This is a genomic window from Arthrobacter sp. PAMC25564, from assembly GCF_004798705.1.
Classification (GTDB): Bacteria; Actinomycetota; Actinomycetes; order Actinomycetales; family Micrococcaceae; genus Arthrobacter.
Genome location: NZ_CP039290.1, coordinates 1,019,391 through 1,042,732 on the forward strand (window position 1 = coordinate 1,019,391; position 23,342 = coordinate 1,042,732).

Here is a 23,342-nt window from a genome sequence, read left to right on the forward strand (position 1 = left end):
GGATGGGCCGCCCACCGACCGGGTGGCACTACTGGTTGACGACGAGGTCCTTGCCGCCGATGTTGAAGGTGGCCAGGGTGTGGACCTTGCCGTCCTTGTACTGGTAGACGCCCATCGGGCGGCTGGCGACGCCGTGGGTCGTCCGGTCGATGGTGGTGACGCCGACGGCGGAGGTGGTCCCGCCATACACGCTGGGCAGGTCGGGGTTGGCCTCAAGCGCCTTCAGCAGGTCGGCACCCTTGGTGGCGTCGCCGCCGGCCTTGACGGTTCCCCGGATGATCTGCCAGAACGCGATCGTCTCTTCGTACGCGTTCGCGGCGTAGAACGACGGCGCCGGGGAGCCTGGGTACTTCGCTGCGTAAGCGTCCACGAAGAGCTTGGCCAGCGGGTTGGTCGGAGCGGTCGCATCGAAGTAGTTCATCGCGAAGTTGTACGTGCCCTTGTCAAAGGTGCCCTTCGAGGCATCCTTCGCCGTGTCGGTGTACTCGATGCCGACGAGGGTCGAATTGATCCCGGCCGCGGTGAACTGCGCGGTCAGCGCGCCGGGCGCCTGCGCTCCCATGCCGACGATGATGACGTCGGGCTTGTTGGCCTTGACCTTGGCAATGACGGTCGAGAAATCCTGGGTGGCCGGGGAGACGGTCTCCCAGAGCCCGTTGAAGTCCAGCCCGGCGGCCTTGACCTTGGCTGCCAGGTCCGTCTTGATGGCGTCGTTGAACGGACCCATCTCCCAGCCGACGAGCCCGACGGTCTTCGCCTCGGGGTGCGCCTTCTTGAGCCATGCGAGCGTGCCGGGCAGCGTGTCGCCCGGGGCGACGGCCGTGGTGCCGTAGAAGTAGGGAGCCCCGACGGCGAACGGCTGCGCCCCGCCGACGCCGTCGAGCGTCAGGATCTGGTCCTTCGCGGTGTCTTCGAGCATCGCGCCGAGACCGTCGCCATAGCTGGTGATTTTCGCGGCGACCTTCTCGTCGGCGAGTTCGCGGGCGGCCTGCTTGGAAGCGACCGGGTCGGGGTTCTTGATGTCCTTGACCGACAGTGAGATGGCCGGCCCGCCGGAGGCGCGGATCTGCTCGATCGCCAGGTCGATGGCCTGCTTCATCTCGGTGCCCTGGGGGGCGCCGGGGCCCGACATCGGCAACGCCGCGCCGAGCTTCCAGCTGAGGTCTTTGCCGTTGCCCGCGGCCGACGAATCGATGCCAAGCACCGTGCCGAGGGATGAAGGTGGTGCGGCCGGCGTCGTCTGGCCGGTGCCGGCGGTGCTCGCGCAGCCGGCGAGCAGGGCGGATGCCGTGATGAGCGCCGCGAGAGGGGCCGCTCGGCGAGGTGCGCCGTGCCCTTGGAATGTGGGGACCATAGTTCGAATTCTCCATTTCACCGTTGAAGCGGGGAGTAGCTGATGCGGGAACTTCGGGAGCAACCCTGTAGTGATCACTACAGATGGGGCTTCCGGAAGAGTATCTTGTAAGGTGTCGTCCCAGCAAGCAAAATCTCACATCGATTTGAACCGGAGTCCCGCGCACCATGCCACGCAAGACCGAGCGCCGTCATCTCCAAGGCGATGTGTCCCGCCAGAAGATCCTCGAGGCAGCCCTCGATATAGCCGCGGAACGCGGTTATGACGGCACGAGCGTCGCGGCGGTGACCGAGAGGACCGGGCTTCCTGCCAGCTCGATCTACTGGCATTTCAAGAACAAGGACGAGCTGCTCGCCGAAGCGCTCGACTTCAGCTATCGCCGCTGGCGCGAGGTCGGTCCGCCCTGGCTGGACGAACTCGAGCCGCTTCCGCTGGCCAGCCAGGTGCAGAACCGCTTCCGCCAGGCCGCGGCAGCCTATGTGGCGCAACCGGAGTTCTGGCGCCTGGGGCTGATGCTGGCGCTCGAGCAGCGGATCAAGGAGCCGGCGGCCCGCACCCGCTACATCCAGGTCCGCCGGGAGTCGCAGGCCGCGCTGACCGACTGGTGGGGGAGGGTGCTCGCCAGCACCTTCGGCCCGGTCGATCCTGCCGTGCCCGAAACGCTGGCGCGGTTCCATCTGGCGGCGCTGGACGGCCTCTTTGTGGCAACCCAGGCCGACCGGACCGTGGACGTCGCATGGGTGGTCGACACCCTCGCCGGCGGCCTGAGCGTTGCCGCTTGCCGGCTGGCCGGAGGCCGGCAATGAGTCCGGCAGGGCGGAAGCCGCGGGAACAGCCGGAAAGTTCGCGGCTGCGCATCCTGAAGGCGGCCGCGCAGGTCGCCGCGGAACGCGGCTATGAGGGCACCACAATCGCCCGGATCTGCGAGCGGTCCGGCCTGCCGGTCAGCTCGGTGTACTGGTTCTACAAGGACAAGGACGAACTGCTCGCCGAGGTGGTCGCCCACAGCTTCAACGAGTGGATCGGAGACCAGCCCGCCTGGGATCCGGCACCGCCGGGCACCCCGGTCGGCGAGAGTCTTCGCCGGATCCTGAACCGGTCCGTTCGGAGCCTGCCCTCCACGCCGGAGTTCCTCCGGACCGGCCACATGCTCGCACTGGAGCATCGGGAGACCGAACCGGCGGGCCGGGTGCTCTTCCTGCAGGTGCGGGCGCGGGTGCGCGCCGATCTCAGCAACTGGTTCCGCCTGTCCCTGGATCCGCGGTTGATCGCCGAGAATCCAGGCCTTCCCGACCACCTGGCGATGCTCATCATCATTTTGACCGACGGGCTGTTCCTGGCCCACCAGATCGCGGACTTCTGGGACCCGGATGCCTTCGTCGACCTCATCGTCATCACGGTGGAAAATGCCATTGCTGTTGCGGGTTCCTGAATAGAGTGTCATTGTAGTGATCACTACAGGGAATCAATTCAACTCGATGGTGAGGAATGAAATGACTACAGGCACTCTTGGCGCCCCAAGCGAAACCGGCGTTCCCGCGCCTGAAATTGCCGACGGAAAGTTCCGCCAGGTACTCGGCCAATATCCCACCGGGGTGGTGGTGGTGACAGCGCTGGACCCGGACGGCACCGCCCTCGGCATGACGGTGGGCACCTTCAGCGCGGTCTCGCTCGACCCGAAGCTGGTCGCCTTTATGCCGCAGAAGACGTCCTCCTCCTGGGCCGCCATCCGCGCGGCCGGTGACCGATTCTGCGCAAACATCATCGGCGAGCAGCAGGAGAACGTCTGCCGCCAGGTGGCCACGCGCAAGGTGGACAAGCTCGACGGCATCCCGTGGCGCCTCTCCGACGCGGGCACCCCGGTGATCGAGGGCAGCGTCGCCTACGTCGACTGCGTGATCGTTGCCGTGCACGACGCCGGGGATCACGAGATCGTCATCGGCCGGGTCCTGGACCTGGACGTCGTAAGCCAGGCCAACCCCTTGCTGTTCTTCCGCGGCGGCTACGGGTCCTTCCTCCCCGGCTCGCTGGCCGCCGGGGACGCGGACCTGTTCGAGCAGCTGCGCCTGGTCGACCTGGCCCGCCCGCATATGGAGTCGCTTGCCGCCAGTTGCGACACCGAGGTGACGGCGATTTCGCTGGTGCGCGACGAACTGGTGCTCACCGCGGCGGCCGGCCACGCGAAAACCGCCCAGGCGCCCACCCGCGTGGGCCAGCGCGTTCCGTTCATGCCCCCGCTGGGAGGCGTGTTCGCGGCGTGGGGAAGCGAACAGCTGCAGGAACGGTGGATCAGCCGGCTCGGGGCGGAGGCCACGCCGGCCGAGCTCCTCCGGCACCGCTCGGCGCCGGAGCGGATCCGTGCCCGCGGCTACAGCATCGCCCTTGGTCACACCCGCGGCGAACGGCTCGAGTCGCTGTCGACGCGGCTGAACCTGCGGGACCCTGCCGTCTCGGCGGAGACCCTGCACCGCGGCATCCGGGAGGTGAGCGACGCCTACAACACGGGCCCGCTCTCCGACACCGAGGGGCACGAACTGAGGTCCCTCTCCGCGCCGGTGTTCGGTGCGGATGGCCGGGTCGTGCTCACCCTCACCCTGTGGGGGCCGCCCGGAACCGTCTCCACGGCCGAGATCGACGAACTCGCGCAGCGCCTGATCGGCACCGCCGCGGCGGCGACGACGGCGGTCGGCGGGGTCTTCCCCCGCGCGCTGTTCCCGGCTGTGGCCGGATGAACCGGGCCGATGCCGACGTCATCGTGGTCGGGGCGGGCAATGCAGGGTTCGCGGCCGCCCTGGCCGCCGCCGAACGCGGCCAACGTGTGCTGCTGCTGGAGAAGGCGCCGCCAGGCGCCGCCGGCGGGAACAGCTACTACACCGCCGGCGCGACACGGATCGCCCACGACGGGCTCGCCGACCTGCTGCCGGTTCTCGAGCATGATTCCCGCCTCGCCGACACCACCGTCCCGCCCTATCCGGCGCAGGAGTACTTCGACGACATCACCAAGCTGAGCGGCGGCCGGAATGATCCGGAACGCACCGCCGTGCTCGTCGACGAAAGCCACCCCACGCTGAGCTGGCTGCACTCCCTCGGCATGAGGTACGAGCTGCTCTACGACCGCCAGTGCTACCCGCAACCAGGCGGCGGCCACCTCTTCTGGGGCGGCCTGCACCTGGGCAACGTCGGCGGCGGCGTGGGCATGATCGAGGACTACACCCGCATCGCCACCGCGATGGGCGTCGAGATCCGGTATGGGCAGCACGTCACCGGACTGGTCATGGACGACGGCGCCGTGGCCGGGGTCACGGTCGGTGCCGGCCCGGAGCGGCAGAACCTCCACGCCGGCTCGGTCATCCTGGCCGCCGGCGGATTCCACGCCAACCCGCAGTGGCTGGTGGAGAATTTCGGGGCGGGCTGGGAAAACGCCGTCGTGCGCGGTACCCCCTACAGCACGGGCGACATGATCGCCGCCGCGCTCGCCGTGGGCGCGGCGCGCGACGGGGACTGGTCCACGGCGCACGCCGTGCAACTGGACGCCCACTACCCGGAGAATTCGAGCAATCGCGAGCTCACCAACCGGCTGGCGCGGCTGAGCTACCCGATGGGCATCGTGGTCAATCGCGAGGGCCGGCGGTTCCTGGACGAGGGTGCCGACTTCCGCAACTACACCTACTCCCGCTACGGCAAGGAGGTGCTGCGGCAACCCGGCGGCATCGCCTTCCAGCTCTATGACTCCACCACCCGGCCGACGCTCCGGCCCGACCAGTACGACATGCCCGGCATCTCGGTGGAGACGGCGGAAACCCTGGAGGAGCTCGCGCTGGCGATCGGGATCGACCCGGCGGCGCTCCGCCGCACCGTCGACGAGTTCAACGCCTCGATCACCTCGGATGCCGTTTTTGATCCGACCGTCAAGGACGGCCGCGTCGCCGCGGTCCAGCCGCCCAAGAGCAACTGGGCTGTTCCGTTGGAGACCGGCCCGTTCTACGCGTATCCGGTCAGCTGCGGCATCACCTTCACCTACGGCGGCGTGAAGTCGGATGCCCACGGCCGCGTCCTCGACGAGGCCGGCGACCCGATCCCGGGGCTCTTCGTTACCGGCGAGATGCTAGGCGGCATCTACTGGGGCGGTTACCCCGGCGGTGCCGGCCTCGCCCTCGGTGCCGTCTTCGGGCGCCGCGCCGGAACCCTCGCCTGAACCGGCGTCCATGCAAAGGGCCCCGTGCTCCGTGCCCTGTGGGGCACGGAGCACGGGGCCCTGATTCCGTCTCAGGAAATGTCTGAGGAAATGCGGGCGCCCAGGGCGTCAGTGATGCCATACCACCGGCGCGCGGCATCCAGCAGCGGCCGGGGCGGCTGCGCGTAGTGGAACCCGGACCGGGCCGGCTTCAGCCCGCTGCGGCGGTACTGGGCCGCCCGCAGTTCGGCCACGGACAGGAGGGTGCCGAGCGAATCGATCACCGGAACGTCGTCGACCCGGGAGATGCCCTGGTCGGCGAGAAAGACATTCAGCGGCCCCTCGCCGGGCACGATCACGTTGGCACCCCGGGCGATCACCCGCCGCGCGGCGGCCTCGAACGCCTCGATCAGGCCGGCCGGCGAGGCGTACGCGGCCATCACATCGGTGAACTCGGCGGCGACCTGGCTGATCGGGCCGACCACACGGTCCAGGCCGTAGTTGCGCATGTTACGGCGCAACTGCGGTTCAAGGGCGGCGATGAAGTTGACGATTCCCACGCAGTCGCCCAGCTGCGCTGCCATCAGCACCGAGGTCTGCCCGAGGGCGATGACCGGGATGTCGACGAGCGAGCGGATCTCCTCGTACCCGGTGTCCGGGATGGTCGCGATGAGGAAGGCATCGTAGCCTTCGTCCTCCGCCTGGAGTGCCGCGGAGACAAACTGTTCCTTGTGCAGGCCGCTGAGGTAGCCGTAGCCGATGTGCGTTCCCGGATAGTCGGAGGGGTAGGTGCCCGGCTGCATCCCATGGAAGTCGACCGTGACCCCTTCCCCGGCCAGTGCCCCCAGGTGGCGGGCCAGGGCGTCGCGGTAGTGCGGCACATCGTCCAGGACGGTGAAGCTCTGGTGCCAGATGCGCGTGGTCACCGCACACCTACCGGTTCATCTGCCATGGAGCCGAGCCGGGCAACGGTGTCGGACGAGGTCGCGACCGTTCCGAACATCGGCATGATGTTGGCGAAGGAGAAGTCGTGGGCGGCCGGATTGAAGGACGCGCACATGTCTTCCACGATCGTGACCTGCAGGCCGGCGTCGGACGCGTGCCGTGCCGTCGATTCGACGACGAGGTTGGTGGCCACGCCGCCAATGATGATGTCGCGGATGCCTTCGGCGTGCAGCACGTGCAGCAGCGGGGAGCCGACAAACGGGTCAACGCAGCCCTTGTCGAAGACGGGTTCACCCGCCTCGGGTGCCAGTTCGTCGATGATCGCGGCCTCCGGCGAGTCGCGCAGCATGGCGCGGCCGTTGGGGTAGCCGTCGAACCGGGCCAACCGGTTGGTCCGGAGCAGATAGGTCTCGTCGAAGGCCAGGCGCACGTGCACGATGAACAATCCGGCGGCGCGTGCGGCGGCGAGCACGGCCTGTGCCTTCCCGACCACGCCGCGCTCGGCGACCTGCGCCGCGAGCGGGGCGGCCCGCCCGAGCGGCCCCTGCGAGCACAGGGCAAGCTGGTAGTCGAGCATAAGGAGGGCGGTGCGGGGTGCGGTGGTCATGAGGTTGTCCTGTCGTGAAGGGGTGTTTGAGGGGAAAGAAGACGGAGTTACCAGGCGGACCAGCCGCCGTCGACATAGATGACCTGGCCGGTCATGTAGGCGGATGCCGCCGAAGCCAGTAAGACGACCGGCCCGGCGATATCCTGCTCCGGGTCGCCCAGCCGTCCGAGCATGGTGCGCCGGGCAAACCAGTCCAGCTGGTCGGGGCTCTCGGAGAGTGCCGCCGTCATCTGGGTGGGGTAGAAGACGCCGGGGGCGACGCAGTTCACGGTGATCCCGTGCGGGCCGAGTTCGGAGGCCAGCGCCCGGGTGACGTTGGCGATGCCGGCCTTGGAGGCGTAGTACGCGGACTCCGGGACCGGCCCGACCCGTTCGGCGTACACAGTGGAGAGGTTGACGATCTTCCCGGAGCCCTGCGGACTCATCCGCCGCCCGGCCTCGCGATTGAGGAGCCAGGTTCCGGTGAGGTTCACGCCGATGACCCGCTGGAATTCGTCGAGGCTGGTCTCGTCGTAGGCTTTCCGCAGCATCACGCCGGCCGCGTTGACGAGGATGTCCACGCGCCCGTGGGCGGAGATGACGGCGTCGAAAAGTGCGCTGATCTGGGCTTCGTCGGTGACGTCGCAGAAGCTGGTGGAGACTCCGGTGCCGCACCGGAGGGCCGTGGCAGCCAGGTCCGCTGCGCGCTCGGCGCGGTCGGCGAGGGCCAGTGAGGCGCCCTGGTCGGCGAGGGCGGCCGCGATGCGTTCGCCCAGGCCGCCGGCGCCCGCGCCGACGACGAGCGCGACCTTGCCGGTGAGGTCGAACAGCCCGCTCATGCCCGTGCCGCCGCAGGGGCGAGCCGGGCCGCAGCGGTCCCGGCGAGGCGGCCGAAGATGCCGGCCTTGCCGATGGAGGTGCCGGTCATGTAGCCGCCGCCGTGGAAGCCGCCGATCAGCTCGCCCGCCGCGAACAGCCCGCCGATCGGCTCGCCGAAGACGTCGAGCACCTCCAGCCCGGGCGTGACGGTGAGGCCGCAGTAGGTGGCCAGCACGACGGCGGTGGAAGCGTGCGCGAAGAACGGCGCCTGTTCGATCGGTTGGGGGACGCCGACGCCGCCGGAGAGGTGGCTGCGGCCAAAGTCGTCGGCGCGGTCGCCGCGGCAGGCGGCATTGTAGCGCTCGACGGTGGCCTGGAACTCCGCGACCGGCACGTCCAGGCGCTGCGCGAGTTCGGCCAGGGTGTCGGCCTTAACCAGCAGGCCGTCGCGCTCCCGGGCGGCGAGGTCGTAGATCGGCACCTCGTCATCGCTGCGCCCCATGATGGCCGCGTCGAAGACCTGGTAGGTGAACCCGCCGGCCTGGCGCAGGCTCGCGTCCCCGAGCACCTTGTACGGCAGGGACTCGTCGACGAAGCGCGTGCCGTCCGCGTTTACGGCAATGGCGCCCTTGTATACCGCGAGCACCCCGGTCCCCTTCTCGGCGTCCACCGCATGCGGGTAGACGCCGTAGGTGCCCTTGATGTGCGGGGTGTCGATGACGCCCGCGCCGAGCTGCCAGGCCATCAGCAGGCCATCGCCCGTGCTGCCGGCGCCGCCCCCTCGCACCGCGCGTTCCATCTGCGGAGCGAACCGGGCCAGGAGTTCCGGGTTCTGTGAGAAGCCACCGGTGGCCAGCACCACCGCCCCTGCGCGGATCCGCACGGTCTCCCCGCCGACGCTGACCCGCACGCCGGTCACGCGGCCGTTGTCCGGGTCCTCCCGCTCGAGCCGCTCCACCGTGACGCCGGTGGCCAGCTGCACGCCCAGTGCGGCCGAGCTGGCCAGCAGAAGGTCAAGCATCCGCCGGGTGTCGGTCGGATGCGACCGGGGCACGGTCTGCCCGGAGGCCGCGTGCACGGTGCCGTAGCTCACGCCGTGCCCCTTCAGCCACTGGTAGGTCGGCAGCTGCTCGCGGCAGTACACCTCGACCAGGGCCGGGTCGCTGAGCTGCAGGCCGGTCTCCAGGATGTCGCGGCGCAGGAGGTCGACGCTGTCATCGATGCCCTGCGCCTCCTGCTCCGCGGTGCCGGCGAACGCTGAGAGCCCGGCGGAGAGTACGGTGCTGCCGCCGGTGGCGGCGAGCTTTTCCAGCTGCAGCACGCTGGCGCCGGCTTCGGCCGCGGCGAGGGCGGCGGCGCATCCGGCCAGGCCTCCTCCGACGATGATGACATCAACGCGGTCGGGCAGTGTGTGGGTGGCGGGTATCGCCTTGGGTGCTGTCATCTTTGACATGGTCCTCCGGGGAATGCGGCTGCTCACCGCTCCATGTAGCGATCGCTACAGATGAAGGTTCGCATAAAACAGGCGGTCCCGCAACCATGGCGGCACGCCGGATGCTTCGGCCGGGCCGAGGGGCCGGTTCCAGGCTGCCCGTGCGGAACTCCGCCGGGTGTACTACCCGTGCGGGACTAAGCCGTCGGAGCCGCCCCGGACCAGACGGCCTTGCGGAGAATGGACCGCAGGGATGCCACCTCCGGGGCGCTGAGGATGCTCAGGTGCCGGGCCTCTGCCTCCTTGGTGGCCTGCTGCGCCGCGGCATGGACCTTCCGGCCCTCCGCGGTGGCGGCCACCAGTTTCTGCCGCCGGTCCGAGATTCCCGGTTTCCGCTCCACCAGGCCGCGCTGCTCCAACTCGTCGATGAGTGCCACAATCTGGCTGGGGTCAAGGCTGAGGAACTCCGCCAGTTCCCTTTGGGTGGGCCCCAAGTCGCCGCACGCCAGTGCCAGGACGGAATAGGACCGCTCCTTCAGCCCGAACTCCGCCAGGGCGGCGTTGTTGAGCACGGACCCCGCAGCGTGCAGCTTGGCCAGCAGGAAGCCCACGTCGTTGCTGATGGTCGATTCCGCCAGTCGCGAGGAAGCCCCGCCGGAGCTTTCGACGGCGTCAGTTGCCTGGAGTGTCATGGTGCCTTTCGGGCAGGGAGCCGGCTAATTCGTTGAATTATTCAATGATCCCATGCGTGACGCGCCCGCGGAAGTCATGCGCCTGGGTGACGAACCATTCCATCGCCTCCGGGTTGGCGAGGGCCCGCACGCTGACGGCATCCCGGGGTGCCATCCCGGTGAAGAGCTTCTTGATGGGCACTTCCACCCGCTTCATGGAGTGGGTGACGGGAATTGCCGGTGCCTGGATGATTTCATCCGGCACGTGGCGTGCCGAGGAGCGGGTGCGGATTGCCGATCGGATCCGGTCCCTCAGGGGGTCGTCCAGGGTTGCGCCGGGGGCGAGCACCACGAAGAGCGGCATATAGTAGCCTCCGTCCGGCTGTTCGGCGCCGACGACGAGGGAATCCGTAATCTCCGGGATGCCGGCAAGGGCTGCGTAGATGTCCGAGGTGCCCAGCCGCACTCCGCCACGGTTCAGGGTGGCGTCGGATCGGCCATGGACGACGAACGAGCCCCGCGGGGTTTCGGTGATCCAGTCACCGTGTGTCCATACTCCCGGGAACTTTGTGAAGTAGGAATCGAAATAGCGTGAGCCGTCCTTGTCTCCCCAGAAGAAGACCGGCATGGACGGCATGGGCCGTGTGATGACCATTTCCCCGATGCCGCCGATCAACCGCTGCCCGGTTTCGGACCAGGACTCCACGGCAACCCCCAGCAGGGGACCCTGGAGTTCTCCGAGACGGACCGGGTCCAGGGGGTTTGAGCCGATGAATCCGGAACAGATATCGGTGCCGCCGGAGTCGGAGCCCAGGTGGACATCGGGCTTGACGTGCTCGTGTACCCAACGCCAGGTGGAGTCTGGCAGGGGTGAGCCGGTGGACATGATGAAGCGCAGCTTCGCCAGGTTCCAGTCCCGTCCCGGCTCCAGCCCGGACTTCTCCACGAGGGAAAGATAGGCGGCGCCCGTGGCAAACATCGTGGCGCCGGTGTTGGCCAGGATCTGGAACTGCCGGTCCTTGCGCGCCAGCGTGGGCGAACCGGAGTAGGTGACCACGGAGGCTCCGGTGACGAGGTAGCTGACGAGGGTGTTCCACACCATCCAGGAGGTGTTGGCTGCCACGTAGTACAGATCCCCCGGCCCGGCGTCCTGGTTCAGGCCGATGCCCTTCAGCGCCTCCAGGATCATGCCGCCGTGGGAGTGGACAATGCCCTTCGGGGCGCCCGTCGTGCCTGAAGAAAAAAGTACCCACAGCGGGTGGTCGAACGGAACCCGCTCATAGGCAGGTTCGGTGTCCCCGCCCAGAAGCCCGTCAAAGGAAAGGCGGCCTGCTTCCGGTTCCTGGCCGGGGTTGAGGCAGCGGACCAGGATTGTCTGGCGGAGACTTGGCAGCCCGGCCTCCACCTCTGCCAGTTGCGCGAGCCGCGAAATTTCCTTGCCGTTGAACCGGTAGCCGTCCACCCCGATCAGCACGGTCGGTTCAAGCTGGCGCAGACGGTCCAGGCTGGCCTCGGCCGAGAGGTCCGGGGAGTTGATGGACCAGACTGCGCCGATGCTCGCCGCCGCAAGGAGCCCTATGAGTGCCTCGGGGATGTTGGGCAGCACGGCACCCACACGGTCGCCAGGCCGGACTCCCAGCCGCCTCAGCGCGGCAGCCAGCGAGGCGACCTGGCGTTCGAATTCCTGCCAGCGCAGCGAGCGGGTGGAGTCGTCCTCCTCGACGGTGAGTACCGCCGTCGTACTTCTCTGCTTGCCTTTGTTGCTGCGACGGAAGATGTTCTCGGCCAGGTTGAGCCGGCCGTCCGGATACCAGCGGGCGCCCGGCATCCGTTCCTCAGCCAGGGCCGGGCCGTCGAGCCCGTCGCCTATCACTTGGAAGTATTCGGTCACGGCGGCCCAGAAGTCTCCCAATTCGTCCACGGACCACTGCCACGCCTCGCGGTACGTGGAGAGCCCGATGCCGCGGCTCCGGGAGACATGGTCCATGAAGTCCCGGAGCCGCGTGGCCTCCTGTTGTTCCGGGCTGGGCGACCACATCACCGGCGGGGCAATGATGGCTTCGGGCTGGACTTCTGGAGGCATCATTGCCCTTCCTGGTAGTGCCGGGTAGTGCTGGAGTCGCGGCTAGGCGAACTGGTTGCGGATGGTTCCGATGCCCTCAAGGGTGCTGGTGAGGACGTTGCCGGGCTTGAGGAAGATTCCGTGGGACATTCCCACGCCAGCCGGAGTCCCGGTGAAGATAAGGTCTCCCGGCTGCAGGGTCACCACCTGGGAAAGGTCCGAGACGATCCGCGGCACCGAGAAGATCAGGTCGCGGGTATTGCCGTCCTGGACCGTCCATTGGCCGTCGACGCCGGGGCCCTCAAGAACAGCGGAAATACGGAGTGAGTTCTTGTCCTCAAGTTCATCCATGGTGACGACGGCGGGCCCGAACGGTGCGAAGTTCGGGTACGACTTGCCGAGGCTGAACTGGGCGGCCGGACCGCGGCGCTGGACAACGCGCTCACTGTAGTCCTGGCCCAGGCTCAGACCTGCAACGTGATCCCAGGCCTGCTCCTCGGCGACTTTGTAGCCTTCCTTGCCGATGACGACCACGAGTTCAGTTTCGTAGTCGACGCTTTCGGAGGGGAGCTCCACCGTCACATTCGGTCCGGCCAGCGAGGACTGGAACTTGGTGAAGACAACGAGGTGCTCCGGGTACGGAAGGCCGGCCTCGTCGGCGTGGTCCTTGTAGTTGAGGCCGATGGCGAAGATCTGGCGCGGGTTGGGAACGGGAGCGCCGAGGTCGGCCTCGTGGAAGGACTCGGCGCCGGAGTAGTCGGCACCGTCCGCCCAGTTCCGGAATGCGTCCCAGTCCTGGTAGACGGACAGGGGATCTGCGGTGAAGGTGCCGTTGCTGGCCCGTTCGATGTCGAGGGCCTTGCCCTCCTTGAGGAGGACGGATCGGCCCTTGAGGTTAGCGATGCGCATGGTCCGCAGCCCTTCTAGTCGATTCCCGGCGCGACATCGGCGCCAGGGTTGAGGGGGACGCCGTCCGCGAGAGCGGGGTTCGCCGCAATCCGGGCCGGCCACGGGTCCGGGAAGGACATGTCGGCGCTTTCGTTGTCCGGCCGGTACTTTCCGGCGTAGGCGTTCTTGTGGATCTGGTCGCCATCGAGGCCGTCCTTGCGGGCCTGGACCAGCTGCTCCGGATCAAACTGGGGGCCGACCTGGTCTTCGGAGAATTCCTGCGCGGCCCACATCCATTCCTTGGACAGGCCCCAGTCGCCGAAGTTGTCGACCTGGATTTCTATTCCGTTGCCGTCGGGATCCACGTAGTACATGGACATGGTCATGCCGTGGTCCAGGCACACGGCCGGAAGGATGCCCTGGTCGCGGAGGCGTTCGTAGTTATCCAGCCACTGGTCGAAGGTGGCGTACTCGAACGCCGTGTGGTGCAGGCCTGCGGTGTGCGGCTTGTCAACGGGCGGCTTGGTGCCGGGCAGGCGCAGGAGCGCGATGCGGTGGTTCGCCTCATCGTTGGTGAGCCACGCCGCGTGCGAGGAGTAGTACACCGGCTGAAGGCCGCAGACCAGTTCGTAGAAGTGCACCATGGCGTCCACGTCCATCGTCATGAACGTCGCGTGATGCAGCTTGGGTGCCGTGATGGGCCGCGGCTTGGGATTGCGCAGGTAGTTGGACTGCTCATTGGTCGACATCGTTGTCCCTTTCATCGAAGGCAGATCGCCGGGATTTTGGCACCGGCTCCGGGTTCCATCAGAACCCAGGATTCTCGGTATGTCAATAAATTCTCGATAATCTCTTGATTAGTAGTTAAAACTGGGACACGATGAGGGTGGGACGAAACGTGCCCCAAGTCACTTACTCAGCGTGGAGGATTCAGTGTCAGATATCGAAGTTCCCGTCCTTATTGTTGGCGGTGGCGGGGCCGGACTTACGGCTTCGATGCTCCTGTCCGATCTGGGCATTGAGCATTTGCTGGTCAGTGCCCTGCCCGGCACATCCACCTTGCCCAAGGCGCACGTCATCAACCAGCGTTCCATGGAGATCTACCGCAAACTCGGGGTGGCCGGGGACATCTACGAGGCGGGAACCCCGCCGGAAGCGATGGCCAGGACCGCATGGTATGCGGGCTTGAATGGGGAGGACCCCGTCTACGGGCGGGAGATTGCCAGCCAGGAGGCGTGGGGAGCCGGCTACACGGACCCGGACTACATCGCCGCCAGCCCATGCCGGATGACGAATCTGCCCCAGCTGCGCCTGGAGCCTGTTCTCCTTGCGCACGCCAAGCGGAAGAGCCCGGAATCGATCCGGTTCAACCACGAGCTGCTTTCGTTCACCCAGGACGACGACGGCGTCAGCTCCACAGTCCTGAACAAGGACACCGGCGAGACGTATACGGTCCGGAGCGAGTATCTCTACGGGTGCGACGGCGGCCGCAAGGTCGGCGCCGAAGCGGGCATAGAACTGCTTGGCCAGCGCAACATCCTCTACACCGTCTCGGTGCACTTCACGGCGGACCTCAGCAAGTACCTGAAGGATCCCAGCGTCCTGATCAACTGGATGTGGCCCGCCCACACCGGCCTGCTGACCCTCCTCGTGGCGATGGGACCCGACAGCTGGGGGCCAGGCTCGCAGGAATGGGTCTTCCACGAGAACTACGCCTTCGACGACAACAGGGTGGCCGACGACGACGCCCTGATCGCGAACATGAAGCACGCGCTCGGACTGCCGGATCTTGAGCCCACCGTCCACAAGATCAGCCGCTGGACCTTTGAGGCCCTGGTCGCCGAGCGATTCCAGGAAGGCCGGGTGTTCCTGCTCGGGGACGCCGCGCACCGCCACGGCCCCACGGGCGGCCTGGGCCTGAATACCGCCATCCAGGACGCCTACAACTTGTGCTGGAAGACCGCCGCGGTCCTGGGCGCCCAGGCCTCGCCGGCCCTGCTGGAGAGCTACCAGGCCGAGCGGCAGCCGGTGGCCGCCACCAATGTCCGCCGTTCCACGGAGAACGCCATGAACCACATGGCCATCGGGGAGGCCCTCGGTGTCAGTCCGGCCAACAGCACCGCGGACAACCTGGCCTCCTTGCATCGGGTCTGGAGCGAGGACCCGGCCGACGACGACTTCCGTGCCGCGTTGAGCGCAACGATAGCGGCCCAGTCCATGGAGTTCCGGGAACACAACATTGAGGCCGGATTCCGCTACGATTCGGCCGCCATTGTGCCCGACGGCAGCCAGGAACCGGAACCGATCGATGACATCCGGATCTATCAGCCCTCGACGCGTCCGGGCTCCCCGCTGCCGCACGCCTGGCTCGAGGACCACCGCGGCAACCGCTCCGCGGTCCAGGACCTGGGTGGCGCCGGCGAATACATCCTTATCGCGGGCGAAGAGGGCCGGGAGTGGGTCGAGGCGGCCGGCCGCATCGCCTCGGAGCAGGGCCTGGCGCTGAAAGCCTTCACGGTGGGGCACTCCAGCGGGGACTACCTCGATCCCCGTTGCGCGTGGATCCGGGACCGCGGCCACACCGCCACCGGAGCCATTCTGGTCCGGCCGGATAAGTTCATTGCATTCCGGGCCGACAAGGCAGGGGACTCTCCGGAGGAGGACCTCCGGCAGGCCTTCCTCTCCATCGCCGGCCGCGCCTAGCAAGCGGGTCGGCTCCCGGGTTGAACAGCGAAGGGCGGTTGCGGAACCTGAGTTCCGCAACCGCCCTTCGCCGTTGGGCGGGTCCCGGAGTGCATTGAGAGCCGTCAGTCGGAGCGTGCCCTCAACTCAGGCGCTCGATCACCATCGCCATTCCCTGGCCGCCGCCGACGCACATCGTGGCCAGCCCGAACTGCTGGTCGCGCGTGGCCAGCCCGTTGATCAGGCTGGTGAGCAGACGGACCCCGGTGGCACCAAACGGATGGCCCAGGGCAATGGCGCCCCCATGCGGGTTCAGCTGTTCGTCGATGTCGATGCCAAGCTGGCGGGCCGAGGGAAGAACCTGGGCCGCGAACGCTTCGTTGAGTTCGACGATGCCGATGTCCTTGATGCCCAGTCCCACCCGCCGGAGGGCCATCCGGCTCGCCTCCACGGGACCCAGCCCCATGATCTCGGGCGACAGGCCGGTCACTCCCGTGGAGACGATGCGTGCCAGCGGCGTCAGTCCATAGTCGCGGGCCAGTTCCGCAGACACGATGACCGACCCGGCAGCCCCGTCATTGAGCGGGCAGGCATTACCTGCTGTGACGGTGCCGTCTTCCCTGAACACGGGTTTCAACCCGGCCAGCTTCTCGGCTGTGGTGCCCGGCCGCGGGCCGTCGTCTACGCTGAACGCCTGTCCGCCGGGGCCGGTCACGGGGATGATTTCGCGGGCAAAGAACCCGTTCGCGGCAGACGCGACTGCCCGCTGCTGGGAGCGGGCGGCAAACGCGTCCATCTCGGACCGCGTTGTCCCGGTCAGTGTGGCCACGTTTTCTGCCGTGTGGCCCATGGATATGTAGTAGTCCGGGAGCAGGCCGTCGAGCCGCGGATCGGACCACGTTGCACCCGTGGACACGAGGCGGGCCGTCCGCGCCGATGCTTCTGCGAAAACGGGGTTGGCGGCCTCCCGGTTTTCTCCGTACCGGGAGACGCACTCCACGCCTCCCACCAGATATCCGCGGCCCTCACCGGCACGGATGGCGTGGAAGGCCATCCGGGCGCCCTGGAGGGACGACGCGCAGTACCGGTTGACGGTGGTTCCGGGCAACAGATCGGCGCCCAGCTGCACCGCGACCCGCCGGGCCATGTTCCAGCCGTGCTCGTCCTGGGGCTGGGCACAGCCCAGATGCAGGTCTTCGAACTCGCTCAGGGGCAGGTCGGGAACTTTCGCCAGGACTCCGGCGAAGACCTCGGCGGCCAGGTCGTCGGGGCGGATGGCAGTCAGGGTGCCTTTGCCGGCCCGGCCGATGGGGGAGCGACCGATGGCGACGATGACGGCGTCGTTGTCGTTGAGGGTCATAGTGCCGCGCTCCCGGAATGTACGCCCTTATCAAGGGACAGGCTGGCACCGAGGCCCGTGATGAGACTTTGGAGCTCCGGGAGGGTCACGGCGCCGTCGTAGACGTAGAAGTCCGGACGGAACAGTTGGGCAATGTGGCCGTAGCCGGCGAGGTATTCCAGATACCGGTTGCCGGTGTCCTGCACGGTCAGGACGCCATCGGGCGCAGCCGTCGTCGTTTCCGGGCGTAGCTCCGCTGGGAGCGCCGACCCCGGCGGCAGAACGCGGACAACCCAGCCGGTGATCCCCTCCGGGAACGAACCGGCAAGTTCGACGGCGGCTTCCGGGCCGACCGCTGATCCGTCGCATATCAGGGTGAAGCCGCCGAACGTGCGCCGGTCCAGCAGGTCCGTGACGCCGTCGGCAAACCTGACGCGTGCCTGCATGCCGATGATTCCCGCCACGGTGGAAGCGAGCGGGTCACCTCCCGGGAAGGCGCCGCGGCCCAGCCGCTCCGGCGGGATGGGCGGAAGAGCCGACACCGGGTCCGGGCCGTTGGCCAGGAAGTGCGCATCCCGCGCCGCCACCGCAGCCGGATCGGTTTCGCAGATGACCTTGCCCAGTTCGACCGACATGCCAATGGCGTGCTGGACGTGCGCTGAACGTTCCGAATCGTAGCTGTCCAGCAGCGCGTCCCCGGCGGCGCCCTGGAGCGCAAGGTCCAGCTTCCAGGCCAGGTTCACCGCGTCCCGCACCCCGCTGACCATGCCCTGGCCGAAGAACGGCGGCATCTGGTGGGCCGCATCGCCGGCCAGGAAGATCCGGCCGTCGCGCCAGGACGAGGCGTACCGGGCCTGGAAGGTATAGAGGGCCCGGCGTTCCAGCGCCGCATTTGCGGGGCTGACGCCCCACGGTTCGAGAAGGCTCCACGCCGTTTCGTCGGTGTCAAAGGTTTTGAGGTTGTCCTGCGGCATCCGCATGAATTCGAAGCGGCGCCTGCCGGGTCCGCCGTTGACGGCCGAGGTGGGGCGGACGGGATCGCACACCTGCAGGTTGTCCGGCACCCAGTCCCGGTGCTCTTTCGGCAGGATGTCCACTATCAGCCAGTCGTAGAAGAATCCCAGGTCGGTGACGGCGGTGTTCATGTACTGGCGGACGAAGCTCCTGGCCCCGTCGCAGCCCACGATGTACCGGGCGCGCAGTTTCTTGTGTTTGAGCGTGGGGCTGGTGATGGCGAGGGTGGCGTGGTCTTCGCCCTGTTCGATGCCCACCGCTTCGGTGCCGCGCAGGACCCGGATATTGGGGAAGTCCCCGGCCCGCCGGCGCAGCCGGTCCTCCAAGGATGGCTGGTTGAACATGGTGGATTCGGGCCAGCCCTGGGGGCCCTCCAGGGGGAACCTGAACTGCAGCAGGGTTTCCCGCGCTGCGTTCTGCCACTCATAGATATCCGAGGCCGAGGAGAACTCGGCCATGAAGTCGGCCAGCCCGAGGCCGTCAAGGACCCTGGATATGTCGCCGTCGTAGTGGACGGCGCGGGGAAGCGGATAGGGTTCGGTCTGTTTTTCGACGACGACGACGTCATGCCCGTTCCGGGCCAGCAACAGTGCCAGCACCTGGCCCACGGGTCCAAGCCCGACAATTGCCACGTCGTGGACGCGGGTCGTGACGGCGGTCTCCGGTATGTCCGAAGGGTTTGCTGCGTAATCTGACATGCGATTTTCTCCCTTGAAACCATGCCGGCCTGCGTTGAAGTGACGGGGGTCATGGCAAGCATTGCAGAGATTCTTCATGTATTCAAGAATTATCGAAAATTCCCCGATTCGCGGACATCGACTATCGTGGAACCATGGCAACCAATTCCAGCGGCTCGACACTGACCGAGCATGTCTACGAACAGCTTCGTGCCGGCATCCTCAAGGGCCGCTACCTTCCGGGCAGCCCGCTGCGTCTGGCTGCGTTGTCCAAGGAGTTCGGCGTCAGCATGGCCGTGGTCCGCGAAGCCCTCGTCCGCCTGGCTGAACAGCACCTGGTAGCACTGGCACCCAACCAGGGTTTCAGGGTCATCACCATCTCCCGGGGTGACCTGATCGACCTGACCGATCTGCGGATCCGGCTCGAAGGCCTGGCCTTGCGGCGGTCCATCGAGTCCGGGGATATGGGGTGGGAGGCCAATGTCGTCGCAACGCACCACCGGCTGGAGCGGGCACCCCTGACGCATCCGGGCGAACCTGGCACCACCGAGGAGTGGAGCGCGGCCCACGCGGCTTTCCATGACGCCCTGGGTGTCGGCTGCGGCAGCCCGCGTCTGATTGCTTTCACCCGCACGCTGCGCGACAGCTCGGAGTTGTACCGCCAGCTTTCCGGAACGGCGGTGGTGGGAAGCCGCGATGTGAAGGGCGAACACCGGGAGCTGATGGAGCTGGCCACGGCCCGCAAAGCCGACGAGGCGGTCGAGTCGCTCCGCCGGCACCTGCAGCGGACCACAGACGCCTTGCTGGGGTCCGTCCTCGCTGAGCCGGCGTCAACCGCAGCGGGCGCCAGATAATCACATGAGAATCATCTAATTTTCGAAAATCTCTTGTTTAACCATTGAAAGTCGGGCACTCTGGGCTGACGACAGGCGCGCGGACCACCGCGCCCCGCGACCCAGCAAAGGGATCTCAATGGCGATTCTCCCGACCCCCACAGGCTCCATCGCGAATGGAGCCGCCCCCGCATCCTCCGGGCGTTCAGGCACAACGCTGCAGGGCATCCTGCTCCTGATCGGAAGCTGCCTTCCCGTGCTCGGTGCCGTCCTGCTGGCACCGTCCCTTCCGAATCTCATGCAGGTTTTCGCCGCCACCCCCGGCGTGGCTGTTCTCGTGCCGATGATCCTGACGGTGCCCGCCCTGATGGTGGCCATCGTGGCTCCCATGGCAGGTGCCGTGGCAGACAAGGTCGGACGCAAGCAGGTGCTGGTGGTGGCAATGATTGCTTACGCCGTCCTCGGTGTGGCCCCGTTCTTCATGGACAGCCTTGAGGCCATTGTTGTGACCAGGGTGGGCGTCGGCATCTGCGAGGGCTTCATCATGACGTGCTGCACCACGCTCCTGGGCGACTACTACTCGGCGCAGCGCCGCAACAAGTACCTTTCATTGCAGACTGTCATCACCACCATCAGTGCCACGGTCTTCCTGGCAGCCGGCGGCGCGCTGGGCTCAATGAGCTGGCGTGCGCCGTTCTGGCTCTACGCCATCAGCATTGTGATCGCCGTGCCGATGATGTTTGTGCTCTGGGAACCGGTGAAACAGCCCACCAAACAGCTCCGCCAGGCAGTGCCGTGGAACCTGATCATCCGGCCCGCCCTTGTGACTCTGTTCGGCGGCATCGTGTTCTATACCCTCGTCGTCCACCTTTCATTCCTGCTCGCCGGCCAGGGGCTGACGGACATCGGGGGCATCGGCCTGATGGCCGCGCTGGCTTCGCTGGCTACGGCCATCGGCGCCTTCTCCTTCCGCACCGTCAGTAAATTCGGACCGCACCGGCTCATGCCGGCCGCATTCGGCCTGACCGCCGTGGGATTCATCGTGATCTGGTTCGCGGGCAGCGTTCCGGCAGTCATGACGGGAGCCGTGCTGGCCAGTGCCGGCGCTGGGCTGCTGCTGCCGACGCTGCTTACCTGGGCGGTGAACCTGCTGGCTCTCGAGGTCCGGGGAACCGGTACCGGCATCTGGACCAGCGCCCTCTGGATCGGCCAGTTCGTCTCACCGTTCATCATCGCCGCGCTGGGGGCGGCGGCCGGAGGCATGCCCGCCGCCGTCGGGATCCTGGGCATTGCCGCCGGGGCCGCCGCGGTGGTCAGCGTTTTTGCCCCCGGCAAGTCTGTCCGCATGGCAGCGGCCACCCCCTCGGTCCCGGTGAACTGATGGCTACGGCAGGCGGCGCAGCAACAGTCCACAAAGCCGGCCATGCCAGCCCGGCCGCGGAAGAAGAAGTGCGCCGGGCCGAAGAGCGGCGCTTCGCAGCGCTGGTCAACGAAGACATCGACACCTTCGATGAGCTCTGTGACGACCGCTTCATCTACACGCATTCCACCGGCCACCGGGACAGCAAATCATCCTTCTCGGCGGCATGCCGGAGCGGTCTGATCCGCTACCACCGGATCGAGGCTACCGCCGAACAAATAGTGCTGGCCGGGGATTGCGCCGTGGTCACAGGCTCCATGGAGGCCGAACTGTCCGTGTCCGGAGCCCCGCGCACGGTCCGCAATCTCTCGACCTCCGTCTGGGTCCGCGAAGCCGGGGCCTGGAAGCTGTTGGCGTCCCAGTTGACGGCCGCCCAGGCTTAACGCCGGGCGCTCTGTCGTCGGCATCGAGCGCCTCCCGGCCGGAATCTCCGGCCGGGAGGCGCTTTTTGCCGTTTCGCCGGGAACCTCAATTTTTGGATGCAGAAATAAATCATTGACATTTTCAAGGATCTGGTTTCTTATTGAGGGAGTCAAGGGAGATGCGCATCACGTGCCGGCTCCCCGGGATATCCGCCGCAAGGCGTACGCACTAAGGAGCAGCATGAGCCTGTCAGGGAAAGTAGCAATCGTCACCGGAAGCGGCCGGGGCCTGGGCCTGGCTTACGCCCGGGAACTCGCCCGCCAGGGTGCCGCCGTCGTGATCAACGACGTCGACGCCGACGTGGCCGCCGAAGCGGTCCGGACCATCGAGGCCGACGGCGGCCGCGCTGTCGCGGTCGTCGCTCCGGTCGGCAGCACCGAAGTGGCCAAGCTCCTGGTGGAGGAAGCCGTGAAGGCTTTCGGCCGGCTGGATATCCTGGTCACCAACGCCGGTATCCTGCGGGACAAGTCCCTGCTGAAGATGACGGACGAGGACTTCGACCTCGTGATCAACGTCCACCTCAAGGGCACCTTCACCTGCGCCCGCGAAGCTTTCGCCTATTTCAAGGAGCACGGCATCGCCGGCCGCATCATCACCATCGGCTCGCCGACCGGGCAGCGCGGGAACTTCGGCCAGACCAACTACGCCGCGGCGAAGGCCGGGATTGTCGGTATGGTCCGCACCTGGGCGCTGGAAATGAAGAAGGCCGGCGTCACCGCCAACGCCGTGATCCCGGTGGCGGCCACGGCCATGACCAAGACTGTCCCGTACTTCCAGAAGGCCGTCGAAGCGGATGAGCGCGGCGAGGCCATGCCGGCCTTCTTCCGCCACGAGCTCGGCTTCGGCACGGCCGACGACGTCGCCGGGCTCATTGCCTTCCTCGCCTCCGACGAGGCGGCCGGGATCACCGGCCAGGCCATCGGCGCGGGCGGGGACCGCCTGCAGCTCTGGACCCATCCCGACGCCGCCGCCACCGAATACCGCGAGGGCGGCTGGCGCTATGCGGACCTGGTGGAGGACTTCGACCGGCTCTTCGGCGACAAGCTGCAGAGCGTCGGCGAGGAATTCCTGCCGCTCCCGGAAGACCTGTTGCCCGAAGCCGCCCAGTCCGCAGCACAGGTCCGCTGAGATGGCCTCCCAGCGCTATGAACTCGGCATCGACGCCGCGAAGCTCGACGCGATCGACATGCACGTCCACCTCGAGGTGGACGGCCACGGCCACGAGTCCCTGCCCCCGGCCCTGACCGAAGCATCCGCGAAGTACTTCAAGGCCGAGGACCGCTCCCCGTCCCTGGACCGCATCGCCGAGGTCTACCGGGAGCTGAACATGGCCGCCGTCGTGTTCACCGTGGACGCCCGCACCCAGCTCAAGCACGAGCCGAACAGCATCGAGGAGCTCATCGCCGGCGCCGCCCGGAACAACGACGTCCTGATCCCGTTCGGCAGCGTCGACCCCCGGACCGGTGCCGAGGCCATCCAGGGCGCCAAGCACCAGGCCGTGGAGCTGGGCGCCCGCGGCTTCAAGTTCCACCCGTCGCTGCAGGGCTTCGACCCCTCCAATGAGGCGTTCTACCCGCTCTGGGAGGCACTGCAGGAACTCGGCCTGCCGGCGATCTTCCACACCGGCCAGAACGGCATGGGCGCCGGGCTCCCCGGCGGCTACGGCATCAAGCTGGGCTACTCCAACCCGCTCCTGCTGGACGCCGTCGCGGCGGACTTCCCGGAGCTGCAGATCATCATGGCCCACCCCTCGGTGCCGTGGCAGGACGAGGCCAACTCGATCGCCACGCACAAGTCCAACGTGTTCATCGACCTCTCCGGCTGGTCCCCGAAGTACTTCCCGGAGTCCCTCGTGAAGATGGCCAACTCGGTGCTGCAGGACAAGGTGCTCTTCGGCACGGACTTCCCGCTCATCACCCCGCAGAAGTGGCTGGGCGCCTTCGCGGACCTGCCGCTCAAGGACGAGGTCCGGCCCAAGATCCTCAAGCACAACGCCGTCCGGCTGCTGGGGCTGGGGGCCTGA

General features: G+C 67.3%; 21 protein-coding genes. 10 read left to right on the forward strand and 11 right to left on the reverse strand.

The annotated features are described in order from the left end of the window. Positions 1–28: 28 nt before the first annotated feature. Complete coding sequence (locus tag E5206_RS04585) at positions 29–1,354, reverse strand: ABC transporter substrate-binding protein (RefSeq protein ID WP_136321457.1); 1,326 nt, start codon at positions 1,352–1,354, stop codon at positions 29–31. A 167-nt stretch (positions 1,355–1,521) separates the two neighbouring features. Here E5206_RS04585 and E5206_RS04590 point away from each other — a divergent pair, with 167 nt between their 5' ends. The 4 genes from E5206_RS04590 (at position 1,522) to tcuA (ending at position 5,549) form a co-directional block, all read left to right on the forward strand. Next, positions 1,522–2,160, forward strand: a complete 639-nt coding sequence (locus tag E5206_RS04590; protein WP_136321458.1) for a TetR/AcrR family transcriptional regulator — start codon at positions 1,522–1,524, stop codon at positions 2,158–2,160. Continuing rightward, positions 2,157–2,786 carry a TetR/AcrR family transcriptional regulator gene (locus E5206_RS04595; protein ID WP_136321459.1) on the forward strand — a complete coding sequence of 210 codons (630 nt, stop codon included), beginning with the start codon at positions 2,157–2,159 and terminating at the stop codon, positions 2,784–2,786. The genes E5206_RS04590 and E5206_RS04595 overlap by 4 nt, the downstream gene beginning before the upstream one ends. Before the next feature lie 61 nt (positions 2,787–2,847). Then, positions 2,848–4,086 carry a flavin reductase gene (locus tag E5206_RS04600; protein WP_136321460.1) on the forward strand — a complete coding sequence of 413 codons (1,239 nt, stop codon included), beginning with the start codon at positions 2,848–2,850 and terminating at the stop codon, positions 4,084–4,086. Next, complete coding sequence (gene tcuA, locus E5206_RS04605; RefSeq protein WP_136321461.1) at positions 4,083–5,549, forward strand: FAD-dependent tricarballylate dehydrogenase TcuA; 1,467 nt, start codon at positions 4,083–4,085, stop codon at positions 5,547–5,549. Before E5206_RS04600 ends, tcuA begins: the two co-directional genes overlap by 4 nt. Positions 5,550–5,620: 71 nt before the next feature. Here tcuA and E5206_RS04610 read toward each other — a convergent pair whose 3' ends face one another. From E5206_RS04610 to E5206_RS04645, 8 genes are all read right to left on the reverse strand, one after another. Continuing rightward, positions 5,621–6,454, reverse strand: a complete 834-nt coding sequence (locus E5206_RS04610) for an aspartate/glutamate racemase family protein (RefSeq protein ID WP_136321462.1) — start codon at positions 6,452–6,454, stop codon at positions 5,621–5,623. Next, entirely contained in the window at positions 6,451–7,080 is a 630-nt protein-coding gene (locus E5206_RS04615) for an isochorismatase family cysteine hydrolase (protein WP_136321463.1), read from the reverse strand. The genes E5206_RS04610 and E5206_RS04615 overlap by 4 nt, the downstream gene beginning before the upstream one ends. Positions 7,081–7,127: 47 nt before the next feature. Next, entirely contained in the window at positions 7,128–7,898 is a 771-nt protein-coding gene (locus tag E5206_RS04620) for an SDR family oxidoreductase (RefSeq protein ID WP_136321464.1), read from the reverse strand. Beyond that, positions 7,895–9,322 carry an FAD-dependent oxidoreductase gene (locus E5206_RS04625; protein ID WP_136321465.1) on the reverse strand — a complete coding sequence of 476 codons (1,428 nt, stop codon included), beginning with the start codon at positions 9,320–9,322 and terminating at the stop codon, positions 7,895–7,897. Before E5206_RS04625 ends, E5206_RS04620 begins: the two co-directional genes overlap by 4 nt. Positions 9,323–9,507: 185 nt before the next feature. Then, positions 9,508–10,002, reverse strand: coding sequence for a MarR family transcriptional regulator (locus E5206_RS04630; protein ID WP_136321466.1), 495 nt, complete (start codon positions 10,000–10,002; stop codon positions 9,508–9,510). A 37-nt stretch (positions 10,003–10,039) separates the two neighbouring features. Continuing rightward, the gene (locus E5206_RS04635; protein ID WP_205760007.1) at positions 10,040–12,067 is read right to left on the reverse strand and encodes an acetoacetate--CoA ligase; all 2,028 of its coding nucleotides are present in this window, start codon (positions 12,065–12,067) and stop codon (positions 10,040–10,042) included. A 39-nt stretch (positions 12,068–12,106) separates the two neighbouring features. After that, the gene (locus tag E5206_RS04640) at positions 12,107–12,952 is read right to left on the reverse strand and encodes a fumarylacetoacetate hydrolase family protein (protein WP_136321467.1); all 846 of its coding nucleotides are present in this window, start codon (positions 12,950–12,952) and stop codon (positions 12,107–12,109) included. A 14-nt stretch (positions 12,953–12,966) separates the two neighbouring features. Then, positions 12,967–13,680 carry a VOC family protein gene (locus tag E5206_RS04645; protein WP_136321468.1) on the reverse strand — a complete coding sequence of 238 codons (714 nt, stop codon included), beginning with the start codon at positions 13,678–13,680 and terminating at the stop codon, positions 12,967–12,969. Positions 13,681–13,864: 184 nt separating this feature from the next. Between E5206_RS04645 and E5206_RS04650 the strand changes: the two genes are divergently transcribed. Beyond that, complete coding sequence (locus E5206_RS04650) at positions 13,865–15,634, forward strand: FAD-dependent monooxygenase (protein ID WP_168709265.1); 1,770 nt, start codon at positions 13,865–13,867, stop codon at positions 15,632–15,634. Between the two features lie 121 nt (positions 15,635–15,755). Here the strand turns inward: E5206_RS04650 and E5206_RS04655 are convergent, their stop codons facing one another. Together E5206_RS04655 and E5206_RS04660 are read right to left on the reverse strand one after the other, a co-directional pair. Then, a complete protein-coding gene (locus tag E5206_RS04655; protein WP_136321470.1) occupies positions 15,756–16,973 on the reverse strand; it encodes an acetyl-CoA C-acetyltransferase in 1,218 nt (405 codons plus the stop codon). After that, the gene (locus E5206_RS04660; protein ID WP_168709266.1) at positions 16,970–18,664 is read right to left on the reverse strand and encodes a bifunctional 3-(3-hydroxy-phenyl)propionate/3-hydroxycinnamic acid hydroxylase; all 1,695 of its coding nucleotides are present in this window, start codon (positions 18,662–18,664) and stop codon (positions 16,970–16,972) included. Before E5206_RS04660 ends, E5206_RS04655 begins: the two co-directional genes overlap by 4 nt. 134 nt (positions 18,665–18,798) lie before the next feature. On the opposite strand from E5206_RS04660, the gene E5206_RS04665 reads away from it, so the two are divergent. The 5 genes from E5206_RS04665 to E5206_RS04685 all read left to right on the forward strand — a co-directional run bounded on the left by E5206_RS04665 (position 18,799) and on the right by E5206_RS04685 (position 23,342). Continuing rightward, entirely contained in the window at positions 18,799–19,497 is a 699-nt protein-coding gene (locus E5206_RS04665; RefSeq protein WP_136321472.1) for a GntR family transcriptional regulator, read from the forward strand. Between the two features lie 118 nt (positions 19,498–19,615). After that, positions 19,616–20,857, forward strand: coding sequence for an MFS transporter (locus tag E5206_RS04670; protein WP_136321473.1), 1,242 nt, complete (start codon positions 19,616–19,618; stop codon positions 20,855–20,857). After that, positions 20,857–21,279, forward strand: coding sequence for a nuclear transport factor 2 family protein (locus E5206_RS04675; RefSeq protein WP_136321474.1), 423 nt, complete (start codon positions 20,857–20,859; stop codon positions 21,277–21,279). Before E5206_RS04670 ends, E5206_RS04675 begins: the two co-directional genes overlap by 1 nt. Positions 21,280–21,499: 220 nt before the next feature. After that, on the forward strand, positions 21,500–22,447 hold the full coding sequence (locus E5206_RS04680; RefSeq protein ID WP_136321475.1) for an SDR family NAD(P)-dependent oxidoreductase: 948 nt from the start codon (positions 21,500–21,502) through the stop codon (positions 22,445–22,447). A 1-nt stretch (position 22,448) separates the two neighbouring features. Next, positions 22,449–23,342 carry an amidohydrolase family protein gene (locus tag E5206_RS04685; RefSeq protein WP_136321476.1) on the forward strand — a complete coding sequence of 298 codons (894 nt, stop codon included), beginning with the start codon at positions 22,449–22,451 and terminating at the stop codon, positions 23,340–23,342.

Coding starts and splice junctions, on each gene's coding strand:
- E5206_RS04585 (WP_136321457.1), bottom strand. CDS start 1,354: ATGGTCCCCACATTCCAAGGGCACGGCGCACCTCGCCGAGCGGCCCCT.
- E5206_RS04590 (WP_136321458.1), top strand. CDS start 1,522: ATGCCACGCAAGACCGAGCGCCGTCATCTCCAAGGCGATGTGTCCCGC.
- E5206_RS04595 (WP_136321459.1), top strand. CDS start 2,157: ATGAGTCCGGCAGGGCGGAAGCCGCGGGAACAGCCGGAAAGTTCGCGG.
- E5206_RS04600 (WP_136321460.1), top strand. CDS start 2,848: ATGACTACAGGCACTCTTGGCGCCCCAAGCGAAACCGGCGTTCCCGCG.
- tcuA (WP_136321461.1), top strand. CDS start 4,083: ATGAACCGGGCCGATGCCGACGTCATCGTGGTCGGGGCGGGCAATGCA.
- E5206_RS04615 (WP_136321463.1), bottom strand. CDS start 7,080: ATGACCACCGCACCCCGCACCGCCCTCCTTATGCTCGACTACCAGCTT.
- E5206_RS04620 (WP_136321464.1), bottom strand. CDS start 7,898: ATGAGCGGGCTGTTCGACCTCACCGGCAAGGTCGCGCTCGTCGTCGGC.
- E5206_RS04625 (WP_136321465.1), bottom strand. CDS start 9,322: ATGACAGCACCCAAGGCGATACCCGCCACCCACACACTGCCCGACCGC.
- E5206_RS04630 (WP_136321466.1), bottom strand. CDS start 10,002: ATGACACTCCAGGCAACTGACGCCGTCGAAAGCTCCGGCGGGGCTTCC.
- E5206_RS04635 (WP_205760007.1), bottom strand. CDS start 12,067: ATGATGCCTCCAGAAGTCCAGCCCGAAGCCATCATTGCCCCGCCGGTG.
- E5206_RS04640 (WP_136321467.1), bottom strand. CDS start 12,952: ATGCGCATCGCTAACCTCAAGGGCCGATCCGTCCTCCTCAAGGAGGGC.
- E5206_RS04645 (WP_136321468.1), bottom strand. CDS start 13,680: ATGTCGACCAATGAGCAGTCCAACTACCTGCGCAATCCCAAGCCGCGG.
- E5206_RS04655 (WP_136321470.1), bottom strand. CDS start 16,973: ATGACCCTCAACGACAACGACGCCGTCATCGTCGCCATCGGTCGCTCC.
- E5206_RS04660 (WP_168709266.1), bottom strand. CDS start 18,664: ATGTCAGATTACGCAGCAAACCCTTCGGACATACCGGAGACCGCCGTC.
- E5206_RS04665 (WP_136321472.1), top strand. CDS start 18,799: ATGGCAACCAATTCCAGCGGCTCGACACTGACCGAGCATGTCTACGAA.
- E5206_RS04670 (WP_136321473.1), top strand. CDS start 19,616: ATGGCGATTCTCCCGACCCCCACAGGCTCCATCGCGAATGGAGCCGCC.
- E5206_RS04675 (WP_136321474.1), top strand. CDS start 20,857: ATGGCTACGGCAGGCGGCGCAGCAACAGTCCACAAAGCCGGCCATGCC.
- E5206_RS04680 (WP_136321475.1), top strand. CDS start 21,500: ATGAGCCTGTCAGGGAAAGTAGCAATCGTCACCGGAAGCGGCCGGGGC.
- E5206_RS04685 (WP_136321476.1), top strand. CDS start 22,449: ATGGCCTCCCAGCGCTATGAACTCGGCATCGACGCCGCGAAGCTCGAC.